The sequence below is a fragment of the Thermaurantimonas aggregans genome, assembly GCF_003851885.1.
GTDB lineage: Bacteria > Bacteroidota > Bacteroidia > Flavobacteriales > Schleiferiaceae > Thermaurantimonas > Thermaurantimonas aggregans.
In genome coordinates this window covers 22,966-44,085 of sequence record NZ_BHZE01000014.1, presented here as the reverse complement: position 1 = coordinate 44,085, position 21,120 = coordinate 22,966, and the positions used below count along the sequence as shown (strand labels likewise).

Annotated in this window: 18 protein-coding genes and 1 pseudogene; 16 read left to right on the top strand and 3 right to left on the bottom strand. The window is 36.0% G+C overall.

What is annotated here, in order from left to right; genetic code table 11:
• The first annotated feature begins 1 nt into the window (after window position 1).
• On the top strand, window positions 2-2,473 hold the full coding sequence (locus EIP89_RS07595; protein WP_124398074.1) for an ATP-dependent DNA helicase: 2,472 nt from the start codon (window positions 2-4) through the stop codon (window positions 2,471-2,473).
• A 43-nt stretch (window positions 2,474-2,516) separates the two neighbouring features.
• Here the strand turns inward: EIP89_RS07595 and EIP89_RS07590 are convergent, their stop codons facing one another.
• Genes EIP89_RS07590 through EIP89_RS07580 form a run of 3 tightly spaced genes read right to left on the bottom strand, consistent with a single transcriptional unit; the run spans window position 2,517 to window position 4,594 of the window.
• Complete coding sequence (locus EIP89_RS07590) at window positions 2,517-3,524, bottom strand: DUF4407 domain-containing protein (RefSeq protein ID WP_124398073.1); 1,008 nt, start codon at window positions 3,522-3,524, stop codon at window positions 2,517-2,519.
• A gap of 32 nt (window positions 3,525-3,556) precedes the next feature.
• Window positions 3,557-4,189, bottom strand: coding sequence for a hypothetical protein (locus EIP89_RS07585; RefSeq protein ID WP_124398072.1), 633 nt, complete (start codon window positions 4,187-4,189; stop codon window positions 3,557-3,559).
• 30 nt (window positions 4,190-4,219) lie between these two features.
• The gene (locus EIP89_RS07580) at window positions 4,220-4,594 is read right to left on the bottom strand and encodes an HNH endonuclease (RefSeq protein ID WP_218019349.1); all 375 of its coding nucleotides are present in this window, start codon (window positions 4,592-4,594) and stop codon (window positions 4,220-4,222) included.
• Between the two features lie 213 nt (window positions 4,595-4,807).
• On the opposite strand from EIP89_RS07580, the gene EIP89_RS07575 reads away from it, so the two are divergent.
• The 15 genes and pseudogenes from EIP89_RS07575 (at window position 4,808) to csm5 (ending at window position 21,054) form a co-directional block, all read left to right on the top strand.
• Complete coding sequence (locus tag EIP89_RS07575; RefSeq protein ID WP_124398071.1) at window positions 4,808-5,848, top strand: helix-turn-helix transcriptional regulator; 1,041 nt, start codon at window positions 4,808-4,810, stop codon at window positions 5,846-5,848.
• Between the two features lie 93 nt (window positions 5,849-5,941).
• On the top strand, window positions 5,942-6,154 hold the full coding sequence (gene cmr1 / locus EIP89_RS07570; RefSeq protein WP_124398070.1) for a type III-B CRISPR module RAMP protein Cmr1: 213 nt from the start codon (window positions 5,942-5,944) through the stop codon (window positions 6,152-6,154).
• Complete coding sequence (locus tag EIP89_RS07565; protein WP_124398069.1) at window positions 6,151-6,966, top strand: hypothetical protein; 816 nt, start codon at window positions 6,151-6,153, stop codon at window positions 6,964-6,966. Before cmr1 ends, EIP89_RS07565 begins: the two co-directional genes overlap by 4 nt.
• On the top strand, window positions 6,963-8,750 hold the full coding sequence (cas10, locus tag EIP89_RS07560) for a type III-B CRISPR-associated protein Cas10/Cmr2 (protein WP_124398068.1): 1,788 nt from the start codon (window positions 6,963-6,965) through the stop codon (window positions 8,748-8,750). Before EIP89_RS07565 ends, cas10 (EIP89_RS07560) begins: the two co-directional genes overlap by 4 nt.
• Window positions 8,743-9,819: a type III-B CRISPR module-associated protein Cmr3 gene (gene cmr3, locus EIP89_RS07555; protein WP_124398067.1), complete on the top strand. Its 1,077-nt coding sequence runs from the start codon at window positions 8,743-8,745 to the stop codon at window positions 9,817-9,819. Before cas10 (EIP89_RS07560) ends, cmr3 begins: the two co-directional genes overlap by 8 nt.
• Before the next feature lie 5 nt (window positions 9,820-9,824).
• On the top strand, window positions 9,825-11,189 hold the full coding sequence (locus EIP89_RS07550; RefSeq protein ID WP_124398066.1) for a hypothetical protein: 1,365 nt from the start codon (window positions 9,825-9,827) through the stop codon (window positions 11,187-11,189).
• 49 nt (window positions 11,190-11,238) lie between these two features.
• Window positions 11,239-12,267, top strand: coding sequence for a type III-B CRISPR module RAMP protein Cmr4 (gene cmr4, locus EIP89_RS07545; protein WP_124398065.1), 1,029 nt, complete (start codon window positions 11,239-11,241; stop codon window positions 12,265-12,267).
• Window positions 12,260-12,688, top strand: a pseudogene (cmr5, locus tag EIP89_RS11665) (type III-B CRISPR module-associated protein Cmr5). Before cmr4 ends, cmr5 begins: the two are co-directional and overlap by 8 nt.
• Before the next feature lie 2 nt (window positions 12,689-12,690).
• Window positions 12,691-13,830: a type III-B CRISPR module RAMP protein Cmr6 gene (cmr6, locus tag EIP89_RS07530; protein WP_124398062.1), complete on the top strand. Its 1,140-nt coding sequence runs from the start codon at window positions 12,691-12,693 to the stop codon at window positions 13,828-13,830.
• 91 nt (window positions 13,831-13,921) lie between these two features.
• On the top strand, window positions 13,922-14,626 hold the full coding sequence (locus EIP89_RS07525) for a CRISPR-associated endonuclease Cas6 (protein ID WP_124398061.1): 705 nt from the start codon (window positions 13,922-13,924) through the stop codon (window positions 14,624-14,626).
• Window positions 14,623-17,208: a type III-A CRISPR-associated protein Cas10/Csm1 gene (gene cas10 / locus EIP89_RS07520; RefSeq protein ID WP_124398060.1), complete on the top strand. Its 2,586-nt coding sequence runs from the start codon at window positions 14,623-14,625 to the stop codon at window positions 17,206-17,208. The genes EIP89_RS07525 and cas10 (EIP89_RS07520) overlap by 4 nt, the downstream gene beginning before the upstream one ends.
• 14 nt (window positions 17,209-17,222) lie before the next feature.
• Window positions 17,223-17,687 carry a type III-A CRISPR-associated protein Csm2 gene (csm2, locus tag EIP89_RS07515; protein ID WP_124398059.1) on the top strand — a complete coding sequence of 155 codons (465 nt, stop codon included), beginning with the start codon at window positions 17,223-17,225 and terminating at the stop codon, window positions 17,685-17,687.
• A 14-nt stretch (window positions 17,688-17,701) separates the two neighbouring features.
• Entirely contained in the window at window positions 17,702-18,445 is a 744-nt protein-coding gene (gene csm3 / locus EIP89_RS07510; protein ID WP_124398058.1) for a type III-A CRISPR-associated RAMP protein Csm3, read from the top strand.
• Window positions 18,446-18,484: 39 nt separating this feature from the next.
• On the top strand, window positions 18,485-19,567 hold the full coding sequence (gene csm4, locus EIP89_RS07505) for a type III-A CRISPR-associated RAMP protein Csm4 (RefSeq protein WP_124398057.1): 1,083 nt from the start codon (window positions 18,485-18,487) through the stop codon (window positions 19,565-19,567).
• Entirely contained in the window at window positions 19,564-21,054 is a 1,491-nt protein-coding gene (gene csm5, locus EIP89_RS07500; protein WP_124398056.1) for a type III-A CRISPR-associated RAMP protein Csm5, read from the top strand. The genes csm4 and csm5 overlap by 4 nt, the downstream gene beginning before the upstream one ends.
• Window positions 21,055-21,120: the final 66 nt, after the last annotated feature.

Below are 21,120 nucleotides of genomic sequence, written 5' to 3'. Positions count from 1 at the left end.
AATGAAGAAACTTTTTATCTACGAAGTAGTCGAAAAAGAAAAGCAATCACTTAATGCTGCATTTTACGAAGGTGTGCAAAATGCAGGATTATTTCTGAGTGATCAATTAGGTGAGAATATGGTCGCCACTTTGCTCACTAGCCTTATACCAAAAGCAGAGGTAATTTATTATGCATGTGACGGCTCAGAAAATCCAGAGACCGAACAACTCTTGAGTGGTCGCTTTGTCATACGTTTAAAAGACAGAAGAATCTTTTCTTACTTCAAAATAGCTTACCAACCCGAAACTACACCCACAAGCAGACTATTAAAAATATTATATCAAAAGCTCAATAAAAGCTCAGAGGAACCAACAATAAATAACGACAGTGATTTACTTGCCTTGATGGCTCAAATAGCTACCGTATTTAACTTCAAAGTACTTTTAGAAACAGAAAAAAAACAAATAAACGACGAAGAATTTAAAAAATTTTTTTCTTCAATAGAAGATCAGCTTAGTGAAGAGCAAAAAGAAGCTTTGGAGATGCTTTTTACGTTCATGAAATCTCCAGAATATCGGATATTTATCTTAAGAGGAGCTGCTGGCACTGGTAAAACATCACTTGTAAAGTATGTCATAAAAATGCTTAATGAACTTTTCAAGGAAGAATCAGCAGCATTAATGGCTCCTACCGGCAAAGCCAGTAGAAATATAGAGGAAAGAACCGGGTATAAATCTACCACATTGCACAAAAAGATTTATAAAATGAATTTAGGAATTTCTATAAACAAAGAATTACAGAGTTCCAATTCATCAATCATTGATTCGGACGAAGCAGAATTTTCATTAATCACTATGACAAAACTGAAAAGTGATTTTGGAAATCATTTAGGTATCGTTGATGAGTCAAGTATGCTTAGTGATTTATTAGATGATGATGAAATTAAAAAGAAAGTAGATGAATATAAGAAAAAGGGAAGAGTATATGTAAATTGTACAGGATTTACATTAAATGACCTATTGAAAATATGCAAGGAAAAAGCCTTAAAATTAATTTTTATAGGAGATATTTACCAATTGCCTCCCATCGAATCAACTCAACCCTATGCGCTAATTCCAAATTTTATAGAAGATAAATATAAACTAAATACGATGATGTATGAATTATATACACCACATCGTTTTAAAGGAGAAAACAGCATTTTAGAATTTTCACTTTTCTTACGTAATAAAATTCAAGAAATTAATGAAGGCACTTCTCAAAAAATAACATTACCATCATTGATTTCGGAATATAGAAAATACAACTCCGTTCGGTTTGAAAAAAATATAACTTTGGATTACAGTGATTTGGACACTTTAATTAACATATTTAAAAGTATTTACTCCAAAAATAACAGTGTAGCTGTTGTAACATTAAGCAATAATGCTGCTGATTTTTGTAATCATAATATAAGGGTTTCCTTTAATTACAAAGATATTTTCAATAGTAATGAACGGTTGATTTCTGTACAAAACAATTACAAATATGAAATTTACAATGGTGATATACTTTATGTAAATAATTTTAAAAAGAGCGAATTAGTGTATGTGTACTATTTTCGTTTTCAAATTGGTGTAATTCTGCCCTTTTTCGACTTAGATGTTCATCTATCAAATTCAAAAGAAATTATTAACGTAAAATGTATACTTGACAATACAGAGGATTTTGACCTGATTAGTCTTTTTGACAAAGGACATCAATCTAGAAGTAATCGATTTATCATAAATCAACGCCTGATCAATTATAAATATTTTATAGACAGAGCAAAATTTAAATTTTGTGCAGAAATAAAAGGAGAAAAAGTTCTAAACTTGAAAGAGCAAAGAGAAATCATCCATAATCATTATGAGGAATTTATTGACTATGTTAACAATTTAATAAATACTGATCAATACATAAATTCTTTATATGTAAAATATGCCTATGCTTTTACATGCCATAAAGCACAAGGCAGTGAATGGGAGAATGTATTACTTACAAATCTGAGAGTTGATGATCTTAGATGGTTGTACACAGCCATTACGCGAGCTAAAGAACATGTGTTTCTATTTCCAAATGCACTGAAAAGAAGCACGGGAATAAAACATCCTCTATTTTTTACATTGGGAAAGATTTTTAGTGGCACTATTTACAATATTAGTTATTACTATGAAGAAACTTTAGAAAATTTACTACGAAACTTTATAAAATTACCTGATGAAATAAATATTGAATTTTTGTTTCCAGAAAATATAAAATCAAAATTGGGTGAAAAATATTTTGCATTTAAAATCAGCGATCAGATGGTCTTAGTAGAGGTGAATCGTTTCAGTCAAGATTCAATCCTGCGATTTAAAAATATAGTGGATAGAGGTCAGGTAGCCGCTATTCAGTTCGGACAGTCAAATAAAGATGGATATACAGTAGCTTACAATGTTTTTCGTCAAAATATAGATAGTATTTGGGAGTAATAAATGGGCCGGGATCGCTATCGATCACCGGCCATTAGCTTTTTTAATTCAACACTTTATTTAAAGTATCTCTCGTTCGGTTCATTCGATTGATATTCAATATTTCACGCACAATTTCGTGATATTCATCCTCAACACCATTTCTATTATTTTCGGACTTCATTAATACAATTAAAAGTTCAACTATTACAAAGAAAAAAGCAAAAACAAAATATACTATGACTGATGACCAAGAACTAAAAACCATATTCCATAAAAGTTTTAAATCATCTATCAATCCAAAAGATTTTTCTACTTCTTTCGTCACATTTTCTCTTAATTGTTGCATATTCATTTGTCTTTCTTGAATTTGTGAATTGATCAAGGCGGTTTTTTCTTTTATTTCCTTGAGAATTTCAATACCAGGATTAGGTACCAAAATAATTTGTACTTTCTTCGTATTTCCAGTTTGTTTTTGATCCTTTATTTCACTGCCATTATTTTCAGTTGATTCTTCCTTAAATATAACTTCTCGTGTGTAGGGTTTTTTCATCACCTCCTTCTGAATTGAATCTGACTTTAACAGCAATGCATTTTTTTCCTCTTCTAACTTGATCAATTGATCCTTTAAATCTTTTGAGCGAGATGCTACTAAATGATCTATTCTTTCTCCTTTTACTTTATTCCTTTCGATTTCAATATCACCTCTAAATAGAAATTGATCTATAACTAAGGAACCTATAAAAGCTATTAAAATTCCAAGTATGAATCTAATAATAATTATCCATTTATTAATCTTATCTATTGATAAAATTATCCGCTCAATGACAAACACCATAAATGCCGCAAAAGCTCCTACATAGTAAGAAATATTTTCCTGCTCAGGAGTCTCATGTGGATTTACATACATCGTGTAAAAAAATTTGCCCAGGAAAAACCAGATTCCAACTATTAATATAAGGCCAATTGTATATGTATTAACAATCCTGGACAATGCAGGTGAACACACTTTTACAACATCGTAGTTGTAGCCTGTAAGGAAGGAAGAAATTCTTAATAAAATGTTTCTCATGGCTGTTGAAATTTAGAAGTAAAACAATTTTTTTATTTGAAAATATAACTATTGTTGGTGTTATTTTTATGTAAATGAACAATTCCCTTCATAAAACCTCTTTCATAGGAAAGTAGGCATTTACGCGTCCAATTCCCTTCTTCTTGAAGGTCATTTTGATACTCTTTAATGTGCTCCAATTCTTTTTTTACATTGTTCAATTTACCCAGTAATATGTTCGCATGATCATATAAATTAAAATCATTAAATTGTTGAATTTGACTTTCCAATGAAATTATTTCTTTAGTCACATCTAGTAGAGACTGTTCAATTACTGAATGTAGCTTAAGCTTGAGGAGTTCAATGCCTTTGTTCATGTAATTTCTATCTTGAATCACTAAACCATCGTCGAATCCTTTTTGATCAAAGTCTTCTCTAAATTGAGCGATAACTGCTCTTATGCCTTTTAGCATGGTGTAACTTTGGCTCATTTCGCTTTGTTTTTGCTGTTCATTACCATTGAAATTCTGGGCACCTTTTGGCGGATTTTCATCGATAAACAAATCGCGGGGCACATCGTAGGAATTAGACCCATAATTATTGGAGTCAGCAGCTCCATTAGATCTTAAATTTTGATCGGTGGATGCATTTGTTTTTTTACCAAATAATCTTGAAAAAAATGACATACTTGTTAGATTTTAAGGTTAAACAATTAATTATTCTACGTAAAAAGTTGGTACCTGAAACAGCTGATGCCCACGAGCATGGCAGCGCTTGCAGAGCGTAATCATCAGATGATCAGGATAGTTCCAAGGTTCGGCATACTTATTTTGGCTGAGGTAGAAGTGATACTGACGGTGATGAACTTCTAATTCATCGGGCGAACCACAGTTTCTACACTTGCGAAAGTCGCGAGCCAGTATGCGTTCACGGCACTTTTTCCACTCTGGGTGCAGCAGCAGTGCTCCATAACTACCGTGAGTAGCCTCTTCTGCGTACATCGGCCTACCTTGTTCAGCAAAAGCATTGTTAGCTCCGTACGCTCCATTTTTGAATGTTTCACTTGTGTTATTCATATTCTTAGTATTCATATTCTTAGCTTTTTTTGGTGGATAAACAACTATTTGCCGTAGGTCTTAAAAACCCTTCGCAAAAGTATAGGTTATGTATGAAATTACATTTCGTATATGTGAAGAATTTAATTCATTTTATCTCTTTATCAGTGAATTATATTCTTTACGTCATGAATATCTCAAAAGTACTTTTGTTTCATTAATGAAAACAAAAACATAAAATCAACCAGTATGGCAGAAACTTATCCAGCGTTTAAGCGTCAGCAGAAGATTGTCGAAATACTTCAGCACCCTTTTCACGAATACTGCGTAGAGGATGTGGTCGAACAAATCAATACCTGGCTCATGCGAAATGGCTATCAACCCATCACCCGCCGGACTTTCTACAACGACATCGAAGAAATCGAGAAAGGCGGTGAAATCGTGGTCGATAAAGTGCGAAAAGGCCGAAGAATCATCTACAAAATTGCTAGTCCAGACATTCAAGAAAATGCTTCTTGGACCCGACAGCTCAGCGAACGCGACAAAGAGCTCTATCGACTCTACTTCAGTACTTTGGGCGACTTCAAAGCCATAATAGATGCTGACATCTTTGAAAAACTTACTGCCCTAACCGAATTGCGCGAAGAACGCGTCGCTAAACAGTACAATAAAATCACCTACGACTTAAATGTAGATTACCACAATGTAAAACTCGTTCCTAAAATCGTGTACTCGGTGCTGAAAGGTCTAAAAGCAGATGTACTCTATGCACCCTTCACCGACGAAAAGCAGCAATTTGAATTTCATCCCTGGCATATGCGCCATTATAACGGCCGCTGGTTCGTATTTGGCAAAGCCATGCACCGGCCGGAGCTCAGAATTATGAATCTGGCTGTGGATCGAATAGAATCATATGAACTGAGCACAAAGGAAGCCATGCCAAATACGGAAATCGATTTCACGGAGTATTTTGAAGACATAGTAGGCGTGACGCGCCCTGAAGGTGCAACTCCGGAGAAAATACGAATATGGGTTGATAAAAATGTATTGCCTTACATTCGAACCAAGCCCATCCATCAAAGCCAAAAAATTATTCAGAAATCAGAAAGTGAAAACGGTGCCGAGATACAACTACAAGTCATCATCAATCAAGAGTTGAAAAATCAATTATTGTCTTTTGGCGGCCAGATTGAGATCTTAAGCCCTGATCATTTTCGAAAACAAATCATGCTCGAAAGCATGAAAATGCTACACCGCTACACGCGAATCATAGAAAATACCGAAAAATAAATATTGCAAAATTTGATTTTTAAAATAATTTTTGTGATGAGTTATGTAAATATTAAATCAAAATAAAGAATATACGCTCAATCATTGCAGAGAATGAAAACAATCACCTTCACTTGCGAAACCATCACACCAATGTTCCTTTCGGGAGCAGACCAAAGGGTACCTGAATTGAGACCACCATCCATCAAGGGAGCATTGAGATTTTGGTGGCGAGCGATGAACGGGCATTTGAGCCTTGAAGAATTGAAGCAAAAGAAAGCGAGATTTTTGGGGGGACTGAACCTGCTCAGAGGAGTAAGGTGGTGATTACTTGCCCAAAAGATAAAAATTTTTTAAAGCCAAGCACTAAAGACAAATTCCCTGAACATAGGGGAAACTATCCACTTTCAAGAAATACGCCTGTTAATATCTTGAATTATCTTGCTTACGGTGTTTATGATTATCGTGACAGATTTACACATGCTTTTTTTGATGAAAGACAAAGGTTTGACATCTGTCTAAGATTTACAAATGAAACAAAAGTGGATGAAGTAATTAAAGCTTTTGTAGTAATGTGTTATGTAGGCGGATTGGGGGCTAAGAGTAGAAATGGTTTTGGAAAAATAAAAATTATTAAAGCGGTAGAAAACAAAGAAAATAATGAGATAGATATAACTCAAAGTTTACCAAAATGGAAAAATTTGCTAAAAACGAATAATTCAAAATCTAATTATACAAGCCTTTCAGATTCAGTAAAGCTTTTTAGTGCAAAAGAAGTTAGCAGTCGTTCTTACGATAATGCGCTAAAAATCATTGGCGATGCTTATATTCATGCAAGGAAAAATATGGGTGACGGGCATACTTATAATACAAGGAGATACATAGCCGCACCTATCGTACAAGATAGTAATTCTTTCTTAGAAAGACACTCAAAATCATATTTTTTATTTTTAGATGAAGAAAATGGAGGATACAGGGGGTACATCTTATTTGTTCCCTATAAGTATGTGTCAGGTATAGGCAATGAAAATTTGAAAAAAGGCAAGTCTATTCCTACAGATGTATTAGAAAAATTTGATGCCGCAACTCAAAAGTTCAATGAAAAACTTCAAGAAAAATTAAATCTTGAGCGACTATGACCCACCTGTTCCTTTTCACTCTTACGCCCGTGCAGAGTTTTATCTCGCAGGCACGCAAAACACAAGATTTGTGGGCGGGGAGTCGTATGCTTTCGGCTTTTGTAGGCAAAGTATATGAGGCTATTACGCGAGAAGGCGGAACTATTATCTTCCCTTCCAAAATATCCAAGTCAATGCCTAACCGCCTATTGGCTTTTTTCAGTTTTAGCAAAACAGACCAAGAACTAAAAGACTTGGGTAAAAAAATAGCCAAATCCGTTGCGGATGAGTTAGAAGTTTTGAGGCTAAAAGCCGAAACCAAAATCGGCACAACCGAATACGCCAAAATCAAAACAGCCTTTGAAGCCCAACTCAAAGACTATTTTTCTACTTTTTGGGTGTTCGTACCGGTTGAAAACAACAACTATGCAGCCGCCTACGACAATGCAGACCGATTGCTCGGGGCGGTCAAAAACGCACGTACCTTCACCCAATACCCCGAACAAGGACGTAAATGCTCTCTGAGTGGTGAGCAAAATGCGTTGGTGTTTAACGGAGCCCCCTTACCTTCTTTTGCTACCAATGTCGCACAAATCAAAAGCGATATGATAGATGATAAGGAGGGCTTGTCCGCCATTTCTTTTATCAAAAGATTTTATCCGTTTGACAGTAAAAAAAAGTCGTTTGATTCTACCACAGATATTGCCTTACTCAAAAGCATTCAAGAAGCCCCGAAAGCATTTCAAGATTTTGAAGACATCTTTGATATTTTGAAAGCAGCAGAACAAGAAAAATGCTTGAAGTTAGAAGGAAAAGATTGGACACAATTCAATGAACAGTTCTTTTATGATGAAAATCTCACTTCAAAAAATATTCCCTGCAAGCAACAATTAGAAATTGCCCAAAAAGCCCATAAAAAACTGCGTGATGCACTCAGAAAAAAAGGCTTAAAATTCACCAAATACTACGCTATCCTGCTTTTTGATGCCGACAGTATGGGGGCTTGGCTTTCGGGCGAATACCTCTCTGACCGGGAAAATAAATTACGCGATTTTCACAAACACCTCTCTGGCTTGCTTTCGAGCTTTGCCGACTACGCTAAAAATTATGTAGATGGCTTAGGTGCTGATACAACTAAAAAAGGTCGCACTGTGTATGCAGGTGGCGATGATTATCTGGGCTTTGTGAATTTGCACTACCTCTTTGAAGTAATGAAGCATCTGCGAGAACAGTTTAAAGCACAAGTCAGTGATAAAATTTCTGATGGCAGGTTTCAAATTACAGACAACAAAGAAATGACCTTTTCGGCAGGCATTGCCATTGCTCACTACAAAACACCCCTCACGGAAGTTCTAAACTGGGCAAGAAGAATGGAAAAAGAAGCTAAAGATACCGATACTAAAGACAGTTTCGGTATCGCTGTACTCAAAAAATCGGGCGAGATACATAAAGCGGTTTTACCGTTTAGAGCAATGAAAGACGGCAAAGACATTTGGTACTCAGAACTGATGAGAGAAGTAAGAGAGGGTTTGGAAACACATTTCAGCAGCAATTACATTACGGTTTTGCAAAGTGAAATGGAACTATTGGCAGAGAACGAAGATACCAGAATTATTCAAATTATGAATTTTGAAATTGAGCGACTTGTGTTGCGAGCCAAAAACAAAGCCACCAAAGAGGAAGCAAAAGAAATGGCTAAAAAAGTAATGCAAGTCTATGAACCGAACAAACGCAATATCAAAAACTTCAATGCTTCACTAAGTATTTGCGATTTTATCAACCGGAAACTGCAAGGCAATGACTAAAAAAACGATACATATTGAGGCAATAGATACACTGTTTTTCAGAGACGGCAAGCCTTTTTCTATGGGGGAAGATGTATGGGCTGACGGTATTTTTCCGCCATTGCCTTCGGTAATTTATGGGGCTTTGCGTAGTGCGTATATGTTTCAACAAGGCATTACAGACCCAACACAGGTTATAGAAAATACAAAAAATTTTATACTTCACAACATTTACCTGTTAATTGATAATACACCCTATTTTACAATGCCTTTGGATTTAGTAAAATTCAAAGACAAAGACGAAAACGAGGCAAAAAAAATCTATTTCTTAAAACGTGAACCTTTCAATACAGGCTCTAATGAATGTCCAGAAATTTTATACACACCGCTACGCAAAAAGGTAGACGAACTGAACAAGGGAATTTTATCGAAAAATCGTTTTGTGCATTACTTAAACTATAACGAAAGTGAAATTTTTGCCGATTCGCTTTCAAAATACATCACTTCTGAGCCTAAAATCGGCATAGGACGGGATAATAACAGCCGTACAACATCAGGTGAAGCCGAAGGCAAAATGTATAGGGTGAATATGCAAAGGCTTGATAATGCTGAAAAAAATAAATTGAAAATAGCCGTTGAATACGAAAACTTAACTCTCGATGATACAGGTATAGTTCGTTTTGGAGGTGAAAACAAATCTGTCTTTTATAAACATATTGACCAAAGTCAAGTACCTAATCTTCATTTAAAAACTGAGAATTTAAAGTCTGATATTTTAAGGGTTTATCTAAATACACCTGCAATTTTAGAAAATGGCTACTGCCCAAAGGCTTTTCTCAATTCCAATGATTTTGAACTACTCACTTATGCAATAGGAAAACCCCTGTTTGCAGGTGGGTTTGATATGGCAAAGCAAGCACCCAAACCGATGTACAAAGCAGTTCCTGCGGGAAGTGTGTACTACCTTAAAGCAAAAAATCCTCAGCAAGTATTTGAGCACTTGTACCAAAATAATCCTTTCAACGAAATTGAAGGCTTTGAAAAACAAGGTTTCGGAAAATTTTACATTGGTACAACCCCAAACAACTGAGCACGATGAATAAAACTATCCTTACTACTGTTGGCACTTCTTTAATTTCTAATTGGAAAGAAACCAATAATTATGGACTTACAGATGAAATTAGAGAACAACTGAGAGAACTTGAAAAATGCTCTTTTTTTGAAAATTCAGGCACAACCGCAGATAGTTATATCAATTATGTAAAGGGCGAATATGGCGAAAGAGGGATTCTTCAATTACTGATAGAATATTTAAATGCAAAATCCAACTGCGCCGAAATCAGCAGCATTACCGCCATTGAAAAGGAATTAAGAAAATCGTTGAAAGAAGGCGAAGAATTAACCTTAACCATTCACCTACTTTGCACCGATACCATTTTGTCGCCTTTGTGTGCAGAGGTGATAGCGGGGTATTTGAGAAGGAAAGGTTATACGGTAGCCTTTGAAGAAGTTGCTGAAAATGCTACCATCATTGAAAAAATAAAAGACCATAACTTTTCGTCAGCCCATATTATAAAAAATCTTAACCTAAAAAAATATTCAGAACAAGGTCTGCTAAACCTTATTGAAAAAATTAAAATTATTACTTCTACCGCGGGTTCAGAAAACACTTTACTTAATATTACAGGTGGCTATAAAGCCTTAATACCACCCATTACAATTTTAGCACAGTTATATCACTTGTCAATTTACTATTTATATGAAGACAGTTCAGAGATTATTCATTTGCCCCCAATGCCCGTTGGTTTTGATTGGGAAATAATTGAAAAATATACAATTTTGTTGTTTAATGAAAATAAAAGAAATAATATAAAATATCTAAAAGATGTTGAAGAAATGCGTGAACTTAATTTGGTGTTTAAGGATAATACCAAACTAACGCCTTTAGGAATAATTTTAAGTGAGTATCTTAAAGATAAAGCAAGTCCGTTAACAGGTACTATTATGGGTTATTTTGTAGAATATAAACTGTACAAATATTACCAAACAAAATTTGATTGTAATAAGGTAAAGCATAGTGTAAAAACTAAAGATGGTGGCGATATCGATTTGGTCATAAAGCCAAATGAAACTTCTAAAATTGGTATTGAAGTAAAACCTGCTTCCGTATTGGAAAATACTTATGATAGTTGGACACATTTGTTAGCGCATTTTCCTAGTAGGGTTAAATCCTTAGAAAACATTAACGAAATATGGTTAATTCTTTATGGTGAAAGTGAAAATAGTGTCAATGTGGAAACAGTAATGCAATTGAAAGAAAGATTTGATATGAATATTGACTTCAAATGTAAATTTCTAAAAATACAAAAAAGTAAGCAAAGTCAAGAAAGACATATTTATCAAGACTTTTTCAAATCAGATATTAAAGATTCTCAATTGATAGATATTATCTTAACATAATCCATAAACCCTGAAATCCTGTCCTAAAACACTAAAACCATAAAACACTATGTACAAAAATGCCAGACCTTTATTTCTTATCTGCGAAACACCCCTGCACGTAGGCAGCGGCTCAGATCTGGGTATCGTAGATTTGCCTATCCAACGCGAAAGGCACACCAATTTCCCAAAAATAGAAGCCTCATCGCTCAAAGGTGCTTTACGAGAGGCTTTTGAAAGTAAATTAGTATTGTCTGAAAAAGACGATAGCAAAGCAAAAAGTAACCTAATCACCATCAACAAAGCTTTTGGTTATGATGATGGAGAATTGGGATTTGATGTGAAAAAACGCTTTTCAGCAAAAGAATTTTTAAAAGAAACTTTCAAAGAAAATTCACAATTTTCTGGTTGTATTTCGATAACCGATGCCCGTTTGTTGTTGTTTCCCGTCAAGTCCTTGTACGGCGTATTTGCGTGGATTACCTGCCCAAGGGTAATTAAGAAGTTTATTGCGGATTTGGAGTTGGCGAGGATTACAACCAGTTTTTCTGCGGATGATTTTAACACAGAGGAAGATAAAACCACTTCAAAAGCAGAAATTCTAAAAAATAACAACAGTAAGCAACAAGCCTATTTAGAAGAATTTGTTTTTACACTTACCAAAGATACAGCCAACGGTAATGTAGATAAGTTAGCTAAATGGTTGAAAGAAAATATCTTTTCTGCCACTGATACAAGTTATTGGGCTACGAAAATGGAAAAAGACATCATTATTCTTTCAGATGAAAATTTCCGCGACTTTGTAACCCTTGCTACCGAAGTCATTACCCGCACCAAAATCAACAACGAAACGGGTACGGTACAGCAAGGGGCATTGTTCAGCGAAGAATACCTGCCCGCCGAAAGCGTGATGTATTCGTTGGTGATGTTTTCAGATGAATTTTCATCAAGAGAAGATCGCATGACAGCAGCAGACGTAAAAACGTTTTTTGAAGAAATACCCAACATTGTCCAAATCGGCGGCAACGCTACCCTAGGCAAAGGAATTGTGAGAACTAAATTTTTAACTGAAAAAGAGAAGGAGGTAGAAAATGCCTAACAATCTATCAACCATGAAAAGCATCGCCCAGGCAAGAGCAAAATTTGCGTGGGAGTGTGCGAGTAAATACAATTCGCTTGAAACTGACAGCGAAGAAGATAAAAAACGTAAAAAGAAGGCAAAAGACGAGTATAGTGCCATTGTTGATAAAGTACCCACTTATATCAAAACCAATGGATTATTAAACACTTTGGCTTTTTTGTACTCTAAGAAAGGTAGCGGAAAAAATGGCGAGGTTTTAAAAAATATCCGCGAATGGCTTACACATTCATAATATGGCTTGCTTTCACTCAATCCAAATACTGACGAGCAACTGATGACACATCTAACAACTTCAGCAACGGCAAAGGACTTAATCCAATGCACCACTGAAGTATTAGCCTTGTTCAATTGGTTACGTAGGTTCGCTAAATCAGAATAACTATGGCAAAGCAAGACAAGAGGCAACAAACGGCCAACTCTTTACAGGATTTAGGTAAACTTATGGGCATAGAAAGAGAAGTTAAAAATGTTTCGTCACAGGAAACCGCCCAAAACTTCTATTCTTTTTTGCATAAAAGGAAGAGGTTTTGGACGGAAACTCAGAGGGTAAACAACGAAGATGACAAAGACAGAAAGAAATTTGTTATCAAGAAGATTAATGTTGAAAAAGTAGTTGAAAAGACTGCGGGTAAAAAGAATAGACTTGAAGATGTTTCTATAATTGATATTTTTGAAAAAGAAGAAAAAGGTTGGCAAAAAACACCTTTTTACCAACGTTTCATCGCTCGCCATCATCACAACGCTTTGCAACTCACAGGCGGTAATTTATTGCCCAAAGTGTATGACAACAAGCAGAAGAATGAACTGCAATTCCAACCCGACTGGCGATTAACCGTAGGTTTGGGTAGCGGCTCTGTGTTTGAAACGTCTATTTCGTTACATCACGTGTATGGATTTCCTTATATCCCTGCAAGCGCAATTAAAGGCGTATTGAGAAGTTATATGATTACAACTTTGCAAGGTAATAAGGCAAATAGTGAAGCCTTATTATTTCACAACTCAAAAGAAATGTGTGACATTTTTGGATGTGGAGAAGAAACAATATATGAGGAAAACGGTCAAAAAAGACGGATGACTACTTTTTACAAACGTTGTTTTGATGAAGATAAGCGCGAATTTGGGAAAGATTTATCAAAATATCGCTTTCCTGAAATTACTGAAAAGGAAGGAGATATTATATTCTTTGATGCCTACCCCACCCACAGCCCGCAAGGTTGCATCAAAGCGGATATAATGAATCCTCACTATCCGAATTATTATGAATATGATGTAAATAGCCCGAAATTTCAACCGCCTGCGGATTATCAAAGCCCCGTGCCTATCATTTTCCTTACCGTTGAAAACCTCACTTTTCAATTTATGGTAGGCTTGCGCAAAGGCGTGGAGAATGAAAATATCAAGTTAGGGGCAAAAAGGGGGGATATGCTTTCGGTAACTTCAGGCTTTCTCAAAGAAGCTCTACAAGAACGCGGCATCGGTGCAAAAACTGCTGTAGGATATGGATACATGAAACAACTGTGAAAAAACCTACCAGTAGGTATTGAATATGTGAAAGGAAATTTTTTACTTTTACTATAGATTTGCAATTAATTAAGATATCTTTACAATACCCATGAAAAAAGTACGCACCCTACTGGTAGTATTTCAGAATCAAATAGCTGCGCATGAAATACCTGCCTTCAGAGGGGCGGTTATTAAAAAAGTAGGTCTCGAGCACATAGGTTTTCACAATCATCGACCTGAAGGTGGTTTTTATTACGAATATCCTGGAATTCAATATAAAACCGTACGAGGCAATGCTGCCATTTTCTGCATCGACGACGGAACTGACGAAATCACACATCTCTTTCAACAACCCTCCTGGAAAATTTCCATCAGTGATCGAGAATTACACTTGAAAATACACGACCTGATTCTCAGACAAATTACTTTTAACGTTTGGGATTATTCTTTTGAATACTATATAAATCGCTGGCTTGCCCTCAATGAAGAGAATTATGAAAAATACAATGCCATTGAAGGCGCAGGAGAGCGCATAGAATTTTTAGAAAAAATTCTGATCGGAAATATATTGTCAATGGCCAAAGGTATCGATTGGAAAATCGATAAACCCCTAAAAGTCAAATTCATCAATTTACCTGAGGAAGTATCGGTCAAATACAAAGGCGTAGGAATGAAGGCATTCAACGTGCGCTTTACCACCAACGTCTTTATGCCCGACTACTTAGGACTGGGAAAGGGAGTAAGCCACGGCTTTGGAAGCTTACGGATGTTAAAAAAGAAGAAAGAAACAGAAGATAAAGTAATATCTGCATGAAAAACGCTACAGATAGAGACATCGTTTATTTAGCAGCGTTATTACACGATATCGGAAAATTCTTCCAACGGGCTGACCCAGATGGAATGAAAACTACGCGTTTGTTAGAGCCTGAAATTCGTAAGCTTGAGAGCGTTTACTGCCCAAATCAAGGGAATTACTATTCACATCTTCACGTATTATGGACTGCACAGTTTATAAAAAATAATAATCTTGAATTTACAGTTGACGACCTAAATCTGATGCGCCTTGCCTGCGCTCACCATAAGCCAGGAAAAATCGACGAACAACTCATTGCTTTGGCAGATAAGCTTAGCAGCGGCATGGATCGGATAAAGTCAAATTCCATAAACGAAAACGACGATAATACACAAAAAAGCTTCAAAAAAGTCCGGCTGCACAATGTAATGGAATATGTAAGTCGACCCGACGATTACTCGGGAATCCACAGATTTGATATACAACCATTTGAATACAACTCTGCCCTCGATGCCTCTGCAGTTAAAGAATTGAGTTTTTCCAATGACAAGGACTCTTTCACAAACGATCCAAAATACAGTGAAGTATGGCAGGCGTTCAGCAGAGATATTAAGTCTATCGACACCAAATCAGATCTAAAAACATGGATTGAATCTTTCACCTACGTGCTGGAAAAACATGCCCGCTTTATTCCCTCCAGCACAGTTGACCTGCCCGATGTGTCGCTTTACGACCATTTGAGAACCAGTGCCGGACTAGCCATTAGTCTGTACGATTATTTAATAGAAAACTATAAAAGCATTAATGAGCCCAATGTAAAACTGCCTGATATAGATACACCGTTTGCTCTTTTGATTGGAGCTGACCTCAGTGGCATTCAGTCCTTTATTTACAACATATCTTCAAAAAATGCTGCCAAATCGCTTAAAGGTCGCTCGTTTTATCTACAATGGCTCATAGACAATGTACTCTACTGCTTTTTGAAAAAAACCGGATTGTATCGAGGTAATGTAATCATCGATAGCGGAGGAGGATTTCATGTTCTTGCCCCAAACACCGCACAGGTACGACAAACAGTAGATGAACTGCGCACCACAATAAACGAATGGTTATTTAACAATTTTGGAACAAGACTTTTCATATCAATTGATTACATAGAAATTACCTCAAAAAATCTACTACAACAAGAAGATATTTCCATACCATCGCTTGCCGACAAGTGGACCGAACTGCATAAAAAATTAGAGCGCCACAAAGTGCAGCGATACGACAAAATGTTTATTTCTGAGGATGCTTATCCAAAATTCTTTGAACCGGGTATCGCACCAAAATTTGATGATATTGACGATATATCTGGCGATATAATTGAACCAGAAAATAAGATTGGAAAGAACAGAAGCCGACAGTCACAACTGCAAATTGAATTGGGAAGACAACTGAAAAATAGTGCTGGATTAATAGTAGCTGAAGATATAGGTATAAACAGTCAGGAGAAATTTTTTGAATTCGATTTTCAATGTGCTTATACCAAAAAAGGTGTTTTGATCGAAAAGCGAAATGAAAAATATTATTATAAAGGAAATCACGTAGAAAACGGCAGATCTTTATTGTTTAATGCTACTGATTTTTTAGTGCCTTTATTTAGTGAACGAAATGTAATAAAAGGATTTACATTTTATGGTGGAAATACATATCCAGCTGATGAAGATGGGGAACCCAAAACATTTGATGAATTAGCAGGGGAGGGAGACTTTAAGAGATTGGGAATTTTGAGGATGGACGTTGACAATCTCGGAGCTCTTTTTAAAAATGGATTCTCACGAAAAAAACATAGCATTAGTAGATTGGCAACCCTGAGTAGATCTTTGGACTTTTTCTTTAAAGGATATTTAAATAATTTAGTAGGAACGCACAAAAGTGATTGTTACATTTTGTATTCTGGTGGCGATGATTTGTTCTTACTTGGGAAATGGGACGTTATTCTTGAAATTGCAGAAATAATTCGAAATGATTTCAGAGAATATACAGCCTACAATCCCAATTTATCAATATCTGGTGGAATTGTATTCGTGAAAGGTAAATTTCCAGCCAAAAGATTTGCTAAATTGGCAGAAAATGAAGAGAAAAATGCAAAATCACACAAAGTATCTAATGGCGAAATATCGTTAGAAAAAAATTCGCTTTCCGTGTTTGGATTTGCACTGAATTGGGATACCGAATGGCCAATGGTAAAACACCTTTATAAAACCATTTATTCTAAACTGATGAATGGTGAATTAAACAAATCCTTTATTTCCAGAGTGTTGACATTTTACGAATACAGAAAATTGACACCCGATAATGTTAGCTGGCGATGGTTGCTGGCATACACTTTCGGTCGTATGATAGAACGTGATAAGAATCAAAGAGAATTTCTGCAAGCTTTTCACACGAGTGCATTTACAGATAGCTATATAAAATTTGGAGATTATTCAATATTTTTAAACGGAATTTCTACAAACCAAGCTGGAGAAAAATTGATTTCCGGAAGCGGAAACTCCTTCCTCGACTTAGCCGCTGTGGCTTGTCGATTGGCTGAATTTAAGTGGAGAAGTTTAACCTAAAATTTTTTAATATCATGGCACCAAATAACACTTCAAACAGTCCTAACCCAAAAAGAGATCAATCGAATAATAAAAAAGAAGTAAATCAACAGACTGAGAAATGGAATGTTAAAACTGAATGGATTACCAATGGAATGGACAAAGAAGCAGACAAATTCTGTGAAAAATTTGGAGAGCACCTCGCGACAAGAGAAAAGTTATCTACTTCTCAACTAAGAAATTTTTACGGTGAATTAAAAAGAATTCAATTAAACGGAGTAGAAAAGAATAAACAAAATATCCAACTCTTAAGGCCAAAACTTGCTTATAACGCAGCTCGAAAAACTAATGAAGGTAATAGCAACGCGGGAAAGACATTCTATAATGCTTTAAAAAATATATTTAGACAAGTGAATCTAACCGAAGAAAAAAACTTTATAAATTTCGTAAGTCTCATTGAGGCCATCTTGGCTTATCACAAATATTATGGTGGAAAATAATAAAATTTAAGAATATGTTAAAGTTACGTTCAAAAATCATCATCACCGGTAAAATTAAAACCTTAAGTGGTTTAACAATAGGTGGCACATTTTCACCACTTTCCATTGGTGCACCGGATAATATTGTGATACGAAATCCCATCAGTGGAAAACCCTATATTCCAGGGTCATCTCTAAAAGGAAAAATAAGAAGTCTTATTGACGTAAGAGATGGGTCGATTGTTAGAGCAGATATGAATAATGTAAAATGGATTTCATCGTCAGATGTAAATAATATTTCTGCTCGACTTTTTGGAAAAGCTGAAGCAAATAATCCACGCCCCTCAAGAGTAATTTTTAGAGACGCTGAGATTTTGGATGATCCGGAAAAGTTCCAAAATACAGATATGCCCTACACAGAAACAAAAATGGAAGTGGTGATTGACCGAATCACATCTGCTGCTATGCCACGCCAAATCGAACGCGTTCCTGCAGGTGCTGAGTTTCCCCTTGAAATTGTAATTAATGTTTTTGAAGGAGAAGCTAATGGTGTAAAAGACGACGAAAAAGAATATGTAAATACCATCTTCAGTGGACTGATGCTCTTAGAAGACGATTATTTGGGTGGTAAAGGTTCGCGCGGTAGCGGTCGGGTGAAAATTACCATTGACTCCATTAAAGAGCGCAGTGCTGAATATTATAAGAATCCCATAAAACATCTCGAGAAAAATTTTGATATCGAAATTCCTGAATCGCTCAGGGCACAGGCAGTTTCTTAATTCATCTCAGGCCAAAAAATCCTTTGATTATAGCAACGTATGACCGAAAATAGAACATACAAGGCTATTCACTTGCACATTCACGGACCGCTACACATTGGCGTGATCAACGACGTGCAAGACGAAATGCAAGAATTCTGGGGCAGCGATGCCATTAAGAGCGCTTTAGCAGCTTGTGCCTTGTCGCTTGACCTTGTAAGCGATGTAAAGGAATTTCTGGATGCCTTTAAAGTATCCTCAGCATTCTACTTCCTACAGCATCAAAATTCATACGTTCAGTTTTTTCCACGGCCTATCTTTCCGGGTGTGATTCATCTGGGCAAGTCAGACGACATCACACATCGAAAAAAAGCCAAAAAAATCCAGTGGATAGATAAAGGTTACTACGAAAAATTGCTCTCCGAGGGTAAGCTGCAATTGTCAGATTCAGACAAAATCTTGTTTGAAAAATTTCTAACTACCAAGGATATCGAACTGAATCCCAAACCCTATGAGGGTGAGCCTGTGTATGAGACAGATGACGAGCGCGTTTCTATTGGCCCCATTTATACCGAACAAGGAGACCCTTATTATTTCAGACGCAGGTATTTTCATTCGCAAATAGGATTGTATTTTCTGTATGAAGGAAACGATAAAACCCTCGATGAGACGATAGTACCAGCCTTGCGTTTGCTCGCTGATGAAGGCATTGGCAGCGATCGCTCTGTGGGGGGTGGATGGTTTGAGTTTGACCCTAGCAAAGACATTGTGGATTTAGAGATACAGCTTCCCAAGAGTGCAATAGGATATGTAGCTTTAGGAAAATACTGCCCAACAAGAGAAGAATTGACACTTGCTGATTTGGAACAATCTGCTTACCAAATCACTCGCCGTGGGGGCTACATCAGCAGCCCGGGCACAGAAGAGCTCAGAAACAAACTAAAGCGAACCATCTACATGATGGAAGAGGGCAGTTTTTTAGCGACAAATGATAAGCCAATCGGTAAATGCGTGGACTTAAAGCCCGATACCGAAGACCTGCGAAAGGCACTACCCGGTGATGCATTCGAACGCATGCATCCGGTATGGAGAGATGGACGACCAATATTCTTCCCAGCCAATTTCAAATTTGAAATTCTATGATTCAATATTTTAAGGTTACCACTCTTAGCCCAATTTTTATTGGCAGTGGAATTTCCTTAACGCCTGGCGCTGATTATGTGCACTTTCCGGAAAGAAAAATTGTAGCCATACTTGAGCCGGAGATCTTGTTTAAGAAATTTGATTTAGACGAGCGATTTATTGAGCAATGGTCGAATGCATTGATGAATTTAGAATCAAGACAAGAAAAAGCAATAACTCTGCGAAATTTACTCAAACAAAAAAAGTCCAATTTTAAACCAGAAGACATAAGTGAAACAATAATACCCACCGAGGAAATTAGATTGGATGAAGAAATCAAAAAACACCTTCGATCAGGTAATGGTCTTTTAATGATTCCAGGTAGCTCTATTAAAGGAGCTATACGCACCGCTTTTTTTTCTGAAAGTTTAATATCAATCTACAATTCAACAGGTGGATTAAATCTGAATTCTTTTAATATCTTAAAAAATAATAATAAACCAAAGTATTCTGACAGAAATTTCAATAAAAAAATATTTAAAAATAATAACGACTATGCTACTCATGATTTTTTCCGTTTCTTATTGATTTCTGATGGTTACGCTGAGAGATCTATCATTGTGAAAACTCTATCTGTTGAAGTAAAGGATGATAACCTCAGTAAACGAGATGACCTAAGAACCTTTTTGGAATGCATACCGGAGGAAACAGAGTTCTACATTCAAATGAAGTGGAATGAGAATCTGTTTGAAAGAAATAAAGTTGAAAACAATATCGATCGGAATAAAAATGAGGAATTACTATCGTTACTAAATATATCTAAGGACCGTACTAAGAAACTTTTTGAGAAGGATAAGGAGTTGTTTTTTGACAAAACTGATCATTATAACCAAGAAAGCATTGAAAAAATCGAAGAATCTTTTTATGATAAAAATTCATTTGTTTTAAGAATTTCTGGTCAAACAGGTTATTTAAACATGACCGGAGGTTGGCAAGAAGATTTACTATCTATCTCAGACCAGGAAGAGCTAGCGCTTTACGTGAGAAGGATTACTGATCGAAATACTAATAATAACTCGCTTCCTTTTCCAAAGTCTAGAAGAATTACTGCAGATGGTAAGCCTCTGGGATACATAAAATTAACGCCCATTGAAAAATCAGAATACTACCACGCATTAGACCATCAACTAAAAAAAGCTTTTGAGAAAAAAGAAATCATTACTATTCCTCAAGACGAAACACAACCTAGAAACGAACCCGAAAAACCCTCTTTAAATCCATTCTTTACGGGTAATGAGATTAAGCTAAATACTGAATTAATAGCAGAGTGTATTAGCTCCCCAATTGGCAGAAAATCGCGTGTAAAAGTATTTTTGAAGGAACCAAATACTGTAGAAGCTGATATGAATGGCTATGCCAGCGCTGTTCTGGGAAAACTGTATAAAGTAAAAGTTACGAGGATGCAGTACGGCAAAGTAACTGAAGTGTCCTTTGTAAGAGAAGTTTAATTTAAACTTACTTTGCCGCTTAGACTTTGTTTACTACATCCTTAATAATTTTGGCGGGCTAGAAAA

Coding starts and splice junctions, on each gene's coding strand:
- EIP89_RS07575 (WP_124398071.1), top strand. CDS start 4,808: ATGGCAGAAACTTATCCAGCGTTTAAGCGTCAGCAGAAGATTGTCGAA.
- csm4 (WP_124398057.1), top strand. CDS start 18,485: ATGACCGAAAATAGAACATACAAGGCTATTCACTTGCACATTCACGGA.
- csm5 (WP_124398056.1), top strand. CDS start 19,564: ATGATTCAATATTTTAAGGTTACCACTCTTAGCCCAATTTTTATTGGC.
- EIP89_RS07525 (WP_124398061.1), top strand. CDS start 13,922: ATGAAAAAAGTACGCACCCTACTGGTAGTATTTCAGAATCAAATAGCT.
- EIP89_RS07550 (WP_124398066.1), top strand. CDS start 9,825: ATGAATAAAACTATCCTTACTACTGTTGGCACTTCTTTAATTTCTAAT.
- cmr6 (WP_124398062.1), top strand. CDS start 12,691: ATGGCAAAGCAAGACAAGAGGCAACAAACGGCCAACTCTTTACAGGAT.
- cmr1 (WP_124398070.1), top strand. CDS start 5,942: ATGAAAACAATCACCTTCACTTGCGAAACCATCACACCAATGTTCCTT.
- EIP89_RS07595 (WP_124398074.1), top strand. CDS start 2: ATGAAGAAACTTTTTATCTACGAAGTAGTCGAAAAAGAAAAGCAATCA.
- csm3 (WP_124398058.1), top strand. CDS start 17,702: ATGTTAAAGTTACGTTCAAAAATCATCATCACCGGTAAAATTAAAACC.
- cas10 (WP_124398068.1), top strand. CDS start 6,963: ATGACCCACCTGTTCCTTTTCACTCTTACGCCCGTGCAGAGTTTTATC.
- cmr3 (WP_124398067.1), top strand. CDS start 8,743: ATGACTAAAAAAACGATACATATTGAGGCAATAGATACACTGTTTTTC.
- EIP89_RS07590 (WP_124398073.1), bottom strand. CDS start 3,524: ATGAGAAACATTTTATTAAGAATTTCTTCCTTCCTTACAGGCTACAAC.
- EIP89_RS07585 (WP_124398072.1), bottom strand. CDS start 4,189: ATGTCATTTTTTTCAAGATTATTTGGTAAAAAAACAAATGCATCCACC.
- cas10 (WP_124398060.1), top strand. CDS start 14,623: ATGAAAAACGCTACAGATAGAGACATCGTTTATTTAGCAGCGTTATTA.
- csm2 (WP_124398059.1), top strand. CDS start 17,223: ATGGCACCAAATAACACTTCAAACAGTCCTAACCCAAAAAGAGATCAA.
- cmr4 (WP_124398065.1), top strand. CDS start 11,239: ATGTACAAAAATGCCAGACCTTTATTTCTTATCTGCGAAACACCCCTG.
- EIP89_RS07580 (WP_218019349.1), bottom strand. CDS start 4,594: ATGAATACTAAGAATATGAATAACACAAGTGAAACATTCAAAAATGGA.